This window comes from Pseudoflavonifractor sp. 524-17, from assembly GCF_009935845.1.
Taxonomy (GTDB): Bacteria; Bacillota; Clostridia; order Oscillospirales; family Oscillospiraceae; genus Pseudoflavonifractor_A.
In genome coordinates this window covers 16,935-30,906 of record NZ_QWEK01000002.1, presented here as the reverse complement: position 1 = coordinate 30,906, position 13,972 = coordinate 16,935, and the positions used below count along the sequence as shown (strand labels likewise).

16 protein-coding genes are annotated in these 13,972 nt (G+C 59.8%); 10 read left to right on the top strand and 6 right to left on the bottom strand.

Translation table 11 applies throughout. The features are described 5' to 3' along the window. Positions 1-113 precede the first annotated feature (113 nt). The 6 genes from D1159_RS00240 to D1159_RS00215 form a co-directional block, all read right to left on the bottom strand. Entirely contained in the window at positions 114-1,142 is a 1,029-nt protein-coding gene (locus tag D1159_RS00240; RefSeq protein WP_202620873.1) for a hypothetical protein, read from the bottom strand. A 169-nt stretch (positions 1,143-1,311) separates the two neighbouring features. Further along, positions 1,312-2,313: a hypothetical protein gene (locus D1159_RS00235; RefSeq protein WP_161843696.1), complete on the bottom strand. Its 1,002-nt coding sequence runs from the start codon at positions 2,311-2,313 to the stop codon at positions 1,312-1,314. Positions 2,314-2,447: 134 nt separating this feature from the next. Next, positions 2,448-2,897, bottom strand: coding sequence for a hypothetical protein (locus tag D1159_RS00230; protein ID WP_161843695.1), 450 nt, complete (start codon positions 2,895-2,897; stop codon positions 2,448-2,450). 156 nt (positions 2,898-3,053) lie between these two features. Continuing rightward, the gene (locus tag D1159_RS00225; protein WP_161843694.1) at positions 3,054-3,287 is read right to left on the bottom strand and encodes a hypothetical protein; all 234 of its coding nucleotides are present in this window, start codon (positions 3,285-3,287) and stop codon (positions 3,054-3,056) included. Positions 3,288-3,422: 135 nt separating this feature from the next. Then, positions 3,423-3,566, bottom strand: coding sequence for a hypothetical protein (locus D1159_RS00220; RefSeq protein WP_161843693.1), 144 nt, complete (start codon positions 3,564-3,566; stop codon positions 3,423-3,425). 154 nt (positions 3,567-3,720) lie between these two features. After that, on the bottom strand, positions 3,721-4,242 hold the full coding sequence (locus D1159_RS00215; protein ID WP_161843692.1) for a hypothetical protein: 522 nt from the start codon (positions 4,240-4,242) through the stop codon (positions 3,721-3,723). A gap of 536 nt (positions 4,243-4,778) precedes the next feature. Here D1159_RS00215 and terS point away from each other — a divergent pair. The 10 genes from terS (at position 4,779) to D1159_RS00165 (ending at position 13,887) form a co-directional block, all read left to right on the top strand. After that, positions 4,779-5,513: a phage terminase small subunit gene (gene terS, locus D1159_RS00210; protein ID WP_161843691.1), complete on the top strand. Its 735-nt coding sequence runs from the start codon at positions 4,779-4,781 to the stop codon at positions 5,511-5,513. Beyond that, a complete protein-coding gene (locus D1159_RS00205) occupies positions 5,510-5,995 on the top strand; it encodes a hypothetical protein (protein ID WP_161843690.1) in 486 nt (161 codons plus the stop codon). Before terS ends, D1159_RS00205 begins: the two co-directional genes overlap by 4 nt. A gap of 311 nt (positions 5,996-6,306) precedes the next feature. Further along, entirely contained in the window at positions 6,307-8,115 is a 1,809-nt protein-coding gene (locus D1159_RS00200) for a phage terminase large subunit family protein (RefSeq protein ID WP_243152027.1), read from the top strand. Positions 8,116-8,244: 129 nt separating this feature from the next. Next, positions 8,245-8,481, top strand: coding sequence for a DUF6148 family protein (locus tag D1159_RS00195; RefSeq protein WP_161843688.1), 237 nt, complete (start codon positions 8,245-8,247; stop codon positions 8,479-8,481). Positions 8,482-8,492: 11 nt separating this feature from the next. Next, complete coding sequence (locus D1159_RS00190; protein WP_161843687.1) at positions 8,493-10,109, top strand: phage portal protein; 1,617 nt, start codon at positions 8,493-8,495, stop codon at positions 10,107-10,109. Further along, positions 10,102-11,202 (top strand): head maturation protease, ClpP-related, encoded by a 1,101-nt coding sequence (locus D1159_RS00185; protein ID WP_161843686.1) that lies wholly within the window; start codon positions 10,102-10,104, stop codon positions 11,200-11,202. The genes D1159_RS00190 and D1159_RS00185 overlap by 8 nt, the downstream gene beginning before the upstream one ends. A gap of 235 nt (positions 11,203-11,437) precedes the next feature. Then, positions 11,438-11,806 carry a hypothetical protein gene (locus D1159_RS00180; protein ID WP_161843685.1) on the top strand — a complete coding sequence of 123 codons (369 nt, stop codon included), beginning with the start codon at positions 11,438-11,440 and terminating at the stop codon, positions 11,804-11,806. A gap of 154 nt (positions 11,807-11,960) precedes the next feature. After that, positions 11,961-13,010, top strand: a complete 1,050-nt coding sequence (locus D1159_RS00175; protein WP_161843684.1) for a major capsid protein — start codon at positions 11,961-11,963, stop codon at positions 13,008-13,010. Between the two features lie 77 nt (positions 13,011-13,087). Next, complete coding sequence (locus tag D1159_RS00170) at positions 13,088-13,465, top strand: hypothetical protein (protein ID WP_161843683.1); 378 nt, start codon at positions 13,088-13,090, stop codon at positions 13,463-13,465. Next, on the top strand, positions 13,462-13,887 hold the full coding sequence (locus D1159_RS00165; RefSeq protein ID WP_161843682.1) for a hypothetical protein: 426 nt from the start codon (positions 13,462-13,464) through the stop codon (positions 13,885-13,887). The genes D1159_RS00170 and D1159_RS00165 overlap by 4 nt, the downstream gene beginning before the upstream one ends. The last annotated feature ends 85 nt before the right edge of the window (positions 13,888-13,972 follow it).

The following is a 13,972-nucleotide window of genomic DNA, read 5'->3' as shown; positions in this document are numbered from 1 at the left end:
GTGGTCCTCCCTTTTGGTTTTGGGTGCTGGGGTTTACCCATGAGCACCCGCCCGTTGCCGGGCGGCTGGGCTTGCACCAGCGGCGGCGGATGCCGTCGGCCTTGCGGGTCTTGTTATGCCAGGGGCATGAGGGCTTGACCATCGGGGGCGGTTCGGATTTCGGCGGTTTTGTCCTCGGCGCTGGGGGTTGCAAGGGGCGCGGCCTGCTGGGCGGCGTCGCCCTCGGCGGCGGTGGCCGGTTTTGTGTCGGTGATTCCTAAAATGTGCTTGGCGTCGTAGATGGCATTTCGGGTAAGCTGGCGCTGCCACGCTTCATTTCTGCGGGACCATTTGAAGCCGTGGGATTTCAGGGCGAAGCGGATTTCGTCGCCGGGGATTTCGTCGAAGAGGATTTGCAGGCGGTTTTGCTCCATGTTCAGGAAGAGCTTGCCGCCGTCAAATTCCAGGGTGTTTTTGGCGTCGTCCTTGTGCTGCTCCAGGCCGTCCAGCTTGGAAAGGTTTTCTTGCGTCCGCTTGATTTTGCCGCGCAGACTGGCAAGCTCAAAGTCGGGGAATGGGGTTTGTGCAAAGGCAGGGGCGCAGCTGATTGCCTCGTCCATTTCGGCGGCGGTTTCGTCGGTCATGCCGGGAAAGCCCTTCATGGTTTTGTGCTTGCGATAGTGGGCGTTCATTGCCTTGCCACGGTCAAGTGTGGACTGGAGGCGCTGGAGACGGTCGGTAAGCATTTCGCGGGCGTGGGGGTCCGTGGGGGCGATGGGGCCGGTGCCGACGCTTTTGATTTTGGACAGGATTCCTTGGATTTCGTTATACTCGTGCATAAGCGTTTCACGGCGGGAGTTCTGTTTCTCCTTCTTGCGGACGGGGAAGTTACTGCCGCCGGAAATGAGGATGGAGGGACAAGCGGCCTCGTTGCGGTAGTAGTCGTTGTAGTAGGCGGCAAGGCGGCGGGCGTAGCGGTCCAGAAGCGCGTCCAGCTTGTCATGATAGAAGGGGCTGACCTTCTGCTTCTGGCGCTCCACCAGGGCGGCGGCTTTGTCAACCTCGCTGCGGTATTCGGCGGTGGCGCTGCCGGGCCTGTAGTCGCGCATGGAGTTCATATCATTTGCGCGGCGGGCGGATTCCTCGTTGATTTCATAGTACATTTTGCGTACCTCCGTTTTGTGGTTTTGGGTTTTCGGCCCATGAGCGCCCGCCCGGATGCCGGGCGGCTGGGCTTGCACCAGCGGCGGCGGATGCCGTCGGCCTTGCGGGCTTGATTATTGGGCAGCCGTTGGCAGCTTTGACGCCTTACGGATGCCACATGACCATGGATCAGAACAGGGACAGGTTGCCGCCGTCCTGGGCCGCTTTCATCATGTCGGCGTAGGATTGCAGCCGGGCGTCTTTTTGGGCCTCGTAGCGTTGGACCTGCTCGGCGCATTTCTGCGCTTTCTCCTGGGCGTCCTTGCGGCTGTCAGCGTAGGCGACGGAAAGACCATAAACCGGGTGGATGGCGTGCCAGAGCTTGCCGCGCTTGTCGCCGATGGCGTAGTAGTTATAAACGCCGTCGGTGTAGCCGTCTACCTTGTGCGGCTTCTGCTTCTCGTCGCCCTTGTCGCGGCGGATAGTGTAGAAGCTGCATTTCTTCCAGGGGCCGGGGACCGGCGCGGGGGCCGGTTCCGGGTCAGCCTTGGGAGCGGGAAGCGCCAGGAGCCGCGCCGGGGCGGGGAGTGCCAGACGGACCGGGGGAAGGGTGAACGCGGGGCGGGCCTGCATTGGGGCCGGGATGCTGGGGGCGTCCTCCATGATGGAGGGGGCCGGGGCCGTGCTGGGCTTCACCCAGTAGGCGGACTTTTTCTTGCTCCAGATGCCGCCCGCCGCTTTGATTTCGTCGGCGTACTTCTCCACGTCGCCGGTAAACCAGACGTTAGGCGCGCCGGTTTTTTCGCCCTTGACGGTCAACGTCAGGCCAGGCAGGCCGCTAAAGCGGGCCTTGATGGTGTCCAGGTCCGGCGCGTCGGCGTTCTTCTCTACCTGGGCGAAGCTGTAAATATAGGACAGCTTCTTGTAGAAGTGCGGGGACTGCTCCGGGACATCCTCGCCCGCTTCCGTCGCGGCCTCAATGGCGGCGCGGCTGGGCTTGTTGGTGTGCTTCCACAGGTCGCAGGTGAAGAGCGGGGCCGCGTCGGCCTTGACGTGGTAGCCACGGCGGGACCATTCCGGGATGGTGTGGAAGGGCAAATCCCCCTTGTAGGCGTCCAGGAGCTGGGAAAGCTGGTCGTCAGTCATGCCGCGGGATTTCAGGGTGTTGGTGATGATTTCGGTGTTTGTCATGGTAAAAACCTCCTGTAAATTTTGGGGTTGGGTTGATGTGTTCCGGGGATTGTTCCCCATGAGCGCCCGCCGGGGTTGTCCGGCGGCTGGGCTTGCACCAGCGGCGGCGGGATGCCGTCGGCCTTGCGGGGATGTTAGGCGGATTTCTTTTCGACGGTCCAGGGCTTCCGGCGTCCGCTGGATTGAAAATATTTCGTGCCCTCGTCGGGAGTGGACCAAAAGCGGCGCAGGGTGTCTTTTCGGTCCTCGTGGTTGTGCCAGTCGTAACCGCTGGGAAGGTGTGCGCAGACTTGCCAGCGCTCCCGCTTTTCGTAGCGGTTCATAGCCTTGACCGTTGCCATAACGGTGTCGGGGTCCGCGTTCACCAGTCTGCAAGCGCTGACAAAGGCGCTCCAGGTGCAGGAAGATTCTTTGTCGTGGCGCTCGTAGCAGGCACGGTCCTCGACGGTCCCCAGGTCTAGCGTTGCACCAGGGAATGGACGATGCCGCCGGTAGAAAATGCGGGCGTCGTTCTCGGCGTTCAAATACTCCTGGGCCATTTCCACCAGGATTTCCGGCTTGTAGGTGAAAACTTGCTCTTTCATGGTTTTATCTCCCTTCCGGCTTTCGCCTGTCAAATGGTTTTCATGTTATCCGGGGGTTCCCCCATGAGCGCCCGCCGGATTGCTCCGGCGGCTGGACTTACACCAGCGGCGGCGGATGCCGTCGGCCTTGCGGGGGTTTGGGAGGTCCGCAAGTCTTTAGCCGCTTGCGGTCGCTGTTGTGCGTTCAACTTTGCCGGGCAACTTCTCACCTGCCCGGTGGCTATACGTTCGGTTTTCAAGGTTCAGGTTCGGCGGTTTGCATTCAACCGTGCCGCCCGGGATGGTTGCATCATAGCACGGTTGAATGCGGCTGTCAAGCGATTTTTCCAAAAAATTTTCGGTTTGCGCAATTTGCACGGTTGAATGCGTTTCACGTTGTGCAGATTGCATGGTTGAGTGCGTCCGCTTGACTTTTGCCGTCGTGGATGGTATTCTAAGCGCGGACCGGGGCGGCGGCGAACTCGCCGCCCGTGGCCCTATGGGGAAGCGTCGGGTCAGCCTTGCAGGGGAGGCCCGGCGCTTTTCTTACTTGCTGGCGTTGTGCCGCTCTTCAAGCGCTTTTTTGAACGCCTGGAAATCCTCGGCCTGGTCGGCCATTCGCATAATTTCCAGCCGCTCCGCGCTCTTGGCTTCTTTCACCAGCAGCTCGGTTTGCGTCGGCGTGGTCATGCCCTCCCTCCTTCCTGGACGGCTTGCGCCGGTTCGCTAGGCCTGGGCCGTTTGGCCTGGGCTTGCCTCGCATCATAGCGGCGGATTTTTGCGCCGTCAATCCCCCCGAAACCGTTCCCCACGTCCCCCTTTAGGGGGGACTGGGGAATTATTTTTAGCCAAAATTTCCGGGCGGTTTTTGGCAAAAACGGCGAAAGCGGGAATTTTTGCGGCGGGGTTGCCTCCAGAATTTCCAGTGAATTTTTTCCAGCCGTGGGGGACTATAGGGGGCGTTAATGTACCAGGAAACAAGCCCTTGACCGCGCGCATAAAATACCTCGCCGGAAAAATCGCTGGAAATTTTCGCGGCAAAGTGCGGGCGGTATTCGGCCCGATCGCCGTGGAAGAACGCAGACCGGCGCGGCAATGGCCCAGGAGCCGGACCGCCTGCGGCCAGCTCGCCGCGTCGATGAAAACAACAGCGCCGGAAAACGACAGCCCAAAGAGGGCCGAAATTTTCCGGCGCTTTTTTCGTGAAAAATTCTCGTGAAAAAATCCGTGCAGAGACAGCAGACCAGTCAGACACCAGCCAGCAGGCACCACCGGCAAAGCCCCACAGGAAAAGCCCGGCGAAAAACTCCAGCGGGAGCGGGAGAGAATCGCCGGGGGCATACGCCAGCAGCAGGACCGGCACCAATGGCCAGAATTATGCAGGGCGGCGACGGCTTGCAGAATGGCCGCGCCGAGGGGTTTTATGCGCGCGGTATCAGGTCTATACCAGGTCTATTTACGACCCCCTATAGTCCCCTCAGGCCCCATGCAAGAGCCGCCCGCCATCTCTGCGAAATCCACAGCCAGCACCACCAGACAGCCCACACCACACCAGAACAGGCAGACCGGCGCGACGACGACAGCGACCAGCCCGACGGCCACAACCGGACCCGCCCGGAGGGCCGTAGGTACTCCCGGAGGGGATTGTAAGGTCTGCGGGTCCGTGAGCGCAGGATTTTTTTAGGTATGAGGGATTTTTTTCGGCTTCCCCATGATGGTCCGGGAAAAAGTAGGGGGGCAAAAAAGAGGGGGTGGAAAAATCGGGGGCGGGTCCGGCGGCAAAACCAAAAAAGTTTTTGGAGTTGCCAACTAATGTCACTTTTTTAAGATATAATGGTAGCGTGAATAGTCAGCCTGCGGCGGAAACGTCGCGGGCTTTTGCTTTGTCTGGAGGTGGAGACTGTGCGGTCGGGGGGCAGGAAGATTGACGCCGCAAAGGCAGAATATGTCCGCCGCCGGACCGATGGGGAAAAGGTAAACCTCCGGGAACTGGCGGAGCAGATGGGCTTGTCCTATTCCTATGTGCGAAACAGAAAGCGGGATGAAAAATGGGACGAGGCCGTGCCGCCTAAAAAGAGGGGCGGGCAGAAGGGCAACAAGAACAGCAAGGGAAAGCGGAATGCCGCCGGGAGCCATAAGGGCGCGCCGCCGGGAAATAAGAACGCGGAAAAGGACGGAGCTTACAGCGCGGTCTTTCTTGATTCCTTGACCGAGGAAGAAAAGAAACTGGTGGCGGAAACACCGCTGAAGGTCCGGGAAGCGCTGGAGCATGAAATGAAGGTGCTGAAATTCCGGGAAAACAAAATTCTCTCCAAAATCGCGGACTACGAGAAAGCGGAAAAGGGAGCCATGTATCTAAGTGCCATGACGGAGATACGGGGGAAGAACAATACAACCATGTGTTTCAGCGACAGCGCCTTTAAGCGGGTCCAGAGTTTGCAGGAGGCGCTTTATAAAGTACAGGGCCGTATCGCAAAAATCACGGACAGCCTGCGGGCGTTGGAGGAAAGCGCAGCGCGTCTTGAACTGGAGCGGCAGCGGCTTGACATCCTACGTATGCGGGCGTCTGGCAGCGCGGATGTGGAAGGAGCAGAACCGGACGACCTGACCGGGACGGAACGGGAGGACGAAAAGTGAAGCTGTACACAAGTAATGTGGTGGCCGACTGGCTGGCGGTGACACCGCGCCGGGTGCGGCAGCTCCGGGATGAGGGCGTGCTTGTCGAAAAGGCTTCGGGGCTTTATGACCTGCAATCGTCGGTGGTCCGGTATATTTCCTATCTGCGCCATGGGAGCGGGAACACCAACTTGAACGACGAGCGGGCCAAGCTTACGCGGGCCAAGCGCAAGGCGGCGGACATGGAGAACGAGGTGCGCCGGGGAAACCTGCACAGCACGGCGGACATCGAAAAAGGGTTGGCCGCTCTGTGCCTGAATATGCGGGGGCGGTTCTCCAGTCTGCCTGCGAAGCTGTCCGGGGAGCTGTCGCAGATGGGCGGCAACCAGGCAGGCATACACGATAAGCTCAAAACGGCCATAGACGAGACGCTGGAGGAGCTGTCACGCTTCCATGTGGCTTTTGCGGTAAAGGGTGGAGACGATGAAGAAGAGGACGAATAGCACGGGGTAACCGCTGGAGCCAAGCGCAAGCGGGCCAGGTAGGAGAGGACGAGCAAGGGAGCGGGTGGAGTTTTTGCCGCAGGTGGAAGCGGAGACAAACGGACTTTGTGAGGACGAGCCAACCAGGCAGAGCGGAAAGGGGCGGGAAAAGCCCAATGGACAAGAAGAGGGATGATACGGGGCTCCCGCGCGAGCCCAGCGAAGCGGGTCGCATGGGGAGAGAAGAAAGGAATGGAGCGGGTGGAGCTTTCGGCGAAGCCGGAAGCGAAACGGAGCGGAATTTCTTTCGAATCGCGCCGCAGACAAGAGAAATGTTCGCCAGGTGTGTTGCCAACCTGCGCCCGCCCCCGGCGCTGACGCTCTCCCAGTGGGCGGACAAGTACCGGATGCTGTCGGCGGAGAGCAGCCCGGCGCCTGGACACTGGAACACAGACAACGCACCCTATCAGCGGGAAATCATGGATGCCATCGGGGAGCCCCATGTGCGGAAGGTAGTCATTATGACTGCCGCGCAGATCGGCAAGACCGCCATGCTGATGAATGTGCTGGGCTACTACATGCACTACTACCCCGCCCCGGTGATGGTGATGGAGCCAACCCTTGATATGGCACAGGCTTTGTCGAAGGACAACCTTGCACCTATGATACGGGACACACCGGAGCTGCGCTGCCTGGTGGACACGAAGAGCCGGTACAGCGGAAACACCATCCTGAAAAAGAATTTTCCCGGCGGTCATGTGACCATCGTGGGAGCCAACAGCCCCGTGGGCCTGCGTATGCGGCCGATCAAGGTGCTGCTGTGTGACGAGGTGGACGGATACCCAGACAGCGCCGGAACAGAGGGCGATCCTCTCCTGCTGGCGCAGAAGCGGCAAACTGTTTTTTGGGACAAGAAAACCGTCATTGTCTCCACGCCAACCATCAAGGGCCACAGCAAAATTGAAAAGGAATTTATGGAAAGCACACGGGAGGAATGGACCGTGCCATGCCCCGGGTGCAACCATTACCAACCGCTGGCGTGGAGCAGTCTCAACTTTGAGGCATACCGCGCGGACCCGGCGAAGCCAATCCTGTATCAATGCGAGCGGTGCGGGAAGCTGTTCGGGGAATACGAGTGGAAAGCGCAGGGGCGGCTGGGGCGCTTCCGGGCGGAGAATCCCACCGCCGAAACGCGGGGCTTCCACCTCAATACGCTGGCGTCCAATTTCTGCGGCTGGAAGGACGTGGTGGATAAATTCATTTCTGCCAACGAGCAGTTGGCTGTCGGCAACATCGAGGAAATGAAAACCTGGACCAACACGGAACTGGGGCAGACCTGGGAAGAGCCGGGAGAACACATCGACGAAAGCAAGCTGGTCAGCCGCCGGGAGCTGTACGACGCGGAGGTGCCGGACGGCGTGCTGGTGCTGACCGCCGCCGTGGACGTTCAGAAGGACCGTTTTGAGGTAGAGGTTGTAGGCTGGGGCGTTGGAAAGGAGAGCTGGGGCATCCGGTATCAAAAGATATACGGAGACACGAAGGAAGAAAAGGTCTGGGAGGACCTGGACGCTTTTCTGCAAGTCTCCTTCCACAAAAAGGACGGGACGGCCCTGGGAATCGCCGCCTGCTGCATCGACAGCGGCTACCGCTCTGTAAGCGTCTACCGATTCACGGTGGACAAGTTTGACCGGCACATATTCGCCATCAAGGGCAAGGGCGGGCAGGGAATCCCCTACTTCAAGAATCCGAGTACGGATAACCGGGTCAAAACCCCGCTGTTCACCATCGGCGTTGACGAGGGGAAGGACCTGCTATACCAGCGGCTACAGCACACGGTACGGGACCCGTCTATCACCAGCGGGCCGAACTACTGCCACTTCCCGTTGAATCCGGAGGCCGGGTACGATGAGACGTACTTCAAGGGCCTGACATGTGAAATGAAGATCACTCGGTTCCGCCGGGGGAAAATGATTGTGGCGTGGGACTTCCGGGACAAGAATTACAAGCGAAACGAGCCGCTGGACCTGCGTAACTACGCCACCGCCGCGCTGGAAATCTATAACCCGCCGCTCCGGAAGCCAGAGCCGGGGGCCGCAGCACCGCGCCGTGTGTCCAGGCGGCAACTGAGTGGAGGTATCTAAATCGCGGTCATTTCTGCCGAAATGACAAAACCGGGCTTGCGCCCGGCACGATTTCCGGGGGAAACCGGTTTCCCCCGGAGGTCCCCTTCCGCTCTCCGAGGGGATTTTAAGAACGGAGGAGGAAACGCAATGGCGATATTCAGCAAAGAACTGTGTACGCAGAAATTAAGGACCTGGCTAGCGGCGGAGGATGCAATCGCCACGGGCCAGCGGTATCAAATAGACGACCGCAGTCTCACCAGAGCGGACCTGTACGACGTGCGGAAGGAGATCGAGTTTTGGGCCGCCCGCCTGGCAGAGTGCGAAAATGAGGAACAGCACGGGGGACGTATCCGGGCGTTTCGCTTTGTGCCGCGTGACCTGTAGGGAGGGCGGATATGGCAAAGCAAAATTTTCTGGACAAGTGCATTGCAGCAGTCTCCCCCGTGCGGGCGGTACGGAGAGTAGCCGCAAGAACGGCCCTGGAATTTGCAAACAGCGGATACGGGAACTATGGGGCAAACCTGACCAAGAAGAGTATGCGAGGCTGGATGTTTTTCGGTGGAAGCCCAAAGGAGGACATTGAGGACAACCTTGACGTGCTGCGCCAGCGGTCCAGGGACGCCTACATGGGAATCCCGACGGCCTCCGCCGCGCTGAAAACCCTGCGGACGAACGTGGTGGCGGGCGGGCTTATGCCGTCTCCGCAAATCGATGCGGAGTATCTGAAGCTGACCAACGAGCAGGCAGAGGCTATGCAGGCACAGATTCTGCGGGAGTTCGCCCTATGGGCGGACACGCCGGTATGCGACGCGGATCGGGTGGACAACTTCTACAAGCTCCAGCAGCTCGCTTTTCTCAGCTATCTGATGAACGGGGACGCTTTTGCCCTGCTGCCAATGAAGGAGCAGCCGGGCCAGCCGTACAGCCTGCGGGTGCGCCTGATAGAAGCGGACCGGGTGTGTTCGCCGGACGGATATGACCGCCTCGTGCCGTGCGAGGTGAAGGGCAGGAAGGTTTACAGCATCGTCCAGGGCATCGAGACGGACGAGGACGGCATGGTGATTGCCTATTGGATATGCAACCAGCATCCGCTGTCCAGCCTTGCAAACCAGACGGGGCCGATGGAATGGGTGCGGGTGGAGGCATACGGGAGCAGCGGCAGGCCGAACGTACTGCACATTATGAACCGGGAGCGGGCGGGCCAGCGACGGGGCGTGCCTATCCTGGCCCCGGTCCTGGAGGCGCTGAAACAGTTGGGCCGGTATACCGACGCGGAAATTACGGCGGCGGTGATCAGTGCTATGTTTACGGTGTTCGTGGAGAACGCCACCGTGCAGAACGGAACGCCAATCGGGGAAATGCTACCGCCGGAGATGCTGGTTGACACCCAAGACCAGGGGAGTATTGAACTGGCTCCGGGGGCTATCCTTTCCCTGAATCCGGGGGAGACGGTGAAGTTTGCGGACCCGACACACCCTAACAGCGCATACGATGCTTTCTTTGACGCCATGGTAAAAGAAATCAGCTCAGCACTGGAGATTCCCCCGGAGGTGCTGGAAAAGCAATTCACCAAAAATTTCAGCTCGGCGCGTGGGTCCCTCAACGAGTTTTGGCGGACCTGCGAAATGCAGCGGGATTGGTTTTCGGACGACTTCTGCCAGCCGGTCTATGAAACCTGGTTTGCCGAGGCTGTAGCAAGAAGGCGCATCCAGGCACCGGGCTTTTTCAGTGACCCGGCCATCCGCAAAGCGTATACGGACTGCAAGTGGAATGGGCCGAGCAGGACGGCGCTGAATCCGTCCCAGGAGGTAGAGGCCGCTGCAAAGCGGGTGGACGCCGGTTTCTCCACAGCGGAGGAAGAGACGGCAAAGCTCACCGGAGGGGACTATAACCGGAACATTCGCAAGCGTGTGGTTGAGGCCAAACGAAAACGGGAGGTGGACGAGATCGCAAACCAGTCCAAGACGCCTGGCGGGGCCGGACAAGAAAAAGGAGGAGAGAGCGGTGCCTAAATTCTGGCAGTTCTGTAATGTGTCAGATGGGAGTGCGGAGCTGCTGCTTTACGGAGACATTGCAGACAAAAGCTGGTGGGGAGACGAAGTGACCCCAAAGCAGTTTGCCGAAGAGCTGAACGCATTGGGGGCTGTTTCGGAGATCACCGTGCGAATCAACAGCGGCGGCGGTGACGTGTTCGCCGCGCAGACCATTGGCAATTTACTGGAGCAGCACCCGGCCTATGTGACCGCCCGCATCGACGGATTGTGTGCGTCGGCGGCGACTGTCGTAAGTAGCCACTGTAACAAGGTTATAGCCGCGAACGACAGCTCTTACATGGTCCACCCGGTTAAGCTGGGAATCCGTGGCTATGCGGGAGCGGTGGAGTTACAGGAATATCTCAACGCCCTGGCTGTAATCAAGGAAAACATCATCAGCCTTTACGCAAAAAAGACCAGGCACACCAAGGATGAAGTGACGGCATGGATGGACGTGACGAGCTGGTGGACGGCGGCCCAGGCCAAGGAGAACGGGTTTGTAGACGAGCTGACAGACGATGAACAGGACGCAGTTGTGGAGAACCGCAACGGCGTCCTCTTTGTCAATAGCGTCAGCATGAACCTCCCCTTTGCGCAGGCCCCTAAATTTGTACAAGATAGCCTGACGGCCAGCGCCGCCGGACGGCTTGCAAATAAAAAACCGGCGGGACAGCCAGAGAAACAACAGGAGGTACAGGACATGGAAGCGAAAGACAGCATCAAGACCGCGGACGATCTCCGCAAGGAATACCAGGAACTCGTTGACCAAATTGAGCAGGCAGCGGCCGCCGCCGCAACCAGCGCCGAGCGCTCGCGTATCCAGAGCATTGAGGACATGGCCCTGCCAGGCAGCGAGGCGCTGGCGGCGGAAGCCAAGTTTACAAAGCCCGTGAGCGCGGAGGACTTTGCCAAGGAAATGGTGAAGAACGCCAAGACCCAGGGGGCGTCCTATCTGGCGCAGGTGGAGAAGGACGCGAGGGACAGCGGCATGGACGGCATACACAACGCCCCGCCCGCTGACAGGACCGGCGGCGACACGTTCCTGGATGCAATCCGGGGCATGAATCAGTAAGGGGACGAATCCAGGGCCCCCGCCGGAGCCCAGCCGATAGTCGGGTTCGGTGGGGAGAGGAAGAATCCTGAAATGAGTGAGCTTTCGGCTTGATTTCAAGGGGTCACAGCGGGCCAAAAGGCCCGTTGGGGAAAGGAGGAGCAAGGGAGCGACGCGAAGAATGGCTGAAGGGCCGTTTTGAGCAGAGCGGACTTTGCAACGACGCGGCGAAGGATATGAAAGGAATGAGGACGATATGAGCATGGACCTTGCGGTGAAAACGTACCGCTATGACCCGCACTACTTTGAAGCAGGGATCGGACCTGTAGCCAAGGCTGTGAAGGTGGCGGCAGTGGATATCCCGGCACACGCGCCCGTGGTGTTGAACAGCGACGGAAAGCTGGCACTGATTGCGGCGACTACGACTGGGGAGGGCGACAGTGCCAAGACGACCGTGACCACCACGGGTATCTATGGTGTGGTCCCGGACAGCATCCGGGCGGACGAGGAAGGGCCGGTGTGGCTCACTGGGGAATACTTTGCAGACAGCCTGGCGCTGCCGGAGGGCGTGACCGTGGTGGACGTGGAAGTTCCCTTGCGGAACATCGGGATTTTCTTGAAATAGAAACGCGAGGATAGACGCGCCCTGCCGGATGGACCGAAGCGAGGGCGAGCGCAGGGCCGCGCAGCGGCCCGGAGACCAGCCTGAGACAGAGGGAAACCGGCGGGAAGAGCGCGTCCAATCCGGGCGTGACAACAAAGAAAGGGAGGAAAACATTATGCCGAATGAAATTGACATCTACCAGCCGCGATACCTTGCCGAAGTGGTACGGTCTGCGCCGCCGGTACATACGTTCCTGCGGGACACGTTTTTCACCAATGTCAAGACCTTCACCGAGGAACAGGTTGACATTGACTTGCTGAAAGGCGACCGCGAGATGGCGGCGTTTGTCCACCCGAAGCTGGGCGCGGAGACGATGGAACCGGAGGGCTACGAGACCAAGAGCTACAAGCCCCCCATGGTCAACCCGGACCTGGTGACGACGGCGGAGAGCTATATGCACAGAGCGCCGGGGGAAATCCTCTACAGCGGGAGGACACCCGAGCAGCGCGCGGCGGAACAGCTTGTGCGGGAGTACAAGCGGCTTGACGACGCAATCAGCCGCCGGGAGGAATGGATGTGCGCCCAGGCGCTGACCACCGGGGAAATTCATGTTGTGGGAAAGGGCGTCAATGAAGTAATCGACTTTGGCTTCACAAATAAGGTGGTCCTGACGGGGACGGAGCGCTGGGGGCAGAGCGGCGCGGACGTGCTGGGGAACCTGGAGGATTGGACGGATACGGTCTACACCAACGGGTTTGCCAACGTGGACCGTATCATCTGCGGGCGGCAGGCCCTTAAACTCCTGAAAAACGACAAGGGAATCCTGGAGAAGATGGACAACCGGCGCTACCAGGCGGGGGAGTTCAATGCGCGGGACCTGCCAAACGGCGTCCGCTACCACGGATACCTGACGGATTCCGGGCTGGAAGTCTACTCCTACAAAGAAGTCTACATGGACCGGGTTACGGACCCGGCGCACCCGACACTTCGCAGGCTGATTCCCGACAACATGATCGTGATGATTTCCCCGGACGTGGGCTTTATGCGAGCCTACGGCCTGTGCTCCTACTACAACGAGGCCAAGCAGCTTATCACCGCCGAGACCGCGCGGCTGCTCCACGCATACATCGCACACAAGCCGGAGCGGAAGGTGCTGGAGGCCTGCACCCGCCCGCTGCCCATTCCCGACAAGGTGGATAGCTGGCTGGTTGCGACCGTGTGCTAGGCGCATATCGCCGCCTACGGCGCGATACCCCCCTGCCCTACGGGGTGGACGAGGGATTTTATCAGGAGGAACAAGCTATGGCAAGAACAAAGAAAGCGGACCAAGAGACGCCGGAGCAGGACGAGAACCCCGCGCGGAAACCGGAGACGCCGGAGCAGGAGGCGGATGTGTCCGCAGATTTTCCAAATCCGTGCGTGTACTGCGGGCCGAGCGTGCGGGGCGTGGCAAGGCAGTACACCACCTATCAGGGCGGAATCCCTGACACATTGCGGAAGTTTATTGAAGAACACCGGCCGGCCCGGCAGCTCATTGTCTCCACGGCACAGTTCCCGGCTATGCGCCGCAGGCTGGAAACACCGGGGACTGCGGAGGCGAAGCTCTACAAGCGGGTCAAGGAGCAGATGGCGGGATCCCCGCGAAAGCCCAGCGAAGCGGACTTTGCGGCGACGCAATGAAAGTACTGTTCGACTATGGGACGGGGAGTGGACCGGAGGAGGTGCGCTCCCCAACTTTTAAGGACTGCGCGGCGGTAGAGGTAGAAAAGGCTTTCCTGAACCCAGATGAACACGCGCAGGTGCGCACGGTTATTTACGACGGCGTGACCTATGAGGACATCGCCGTGATAGAGATTGGGCCGAAGGAGGGCAAACGGTCCTCGGTAGTACAGATGCAGCATGATTTCGGGCAGGGGCTGTATAAGCGATCCATTACCTTGTACTGCGCAGAAAAGGATATGGGCGGCATCAAGCCGGAGCAAAATACGCGCCTGTCCATGAACGAGAAAAGGGGCGGCACGTTCTTCCACAAATTCCGTGTGGCGGAATCCACAACAGAAATGGGGATGTACCGCCTGAAGCTGGAGGAAGTTGATGAGTGACAAACGGGGTCCCCGCGCGAGCCCAGCGGAGCGGGCCGCGTGGGGAGAGGACGAGCAACGAAATGGAGCAGATGTCTGCCGCAAG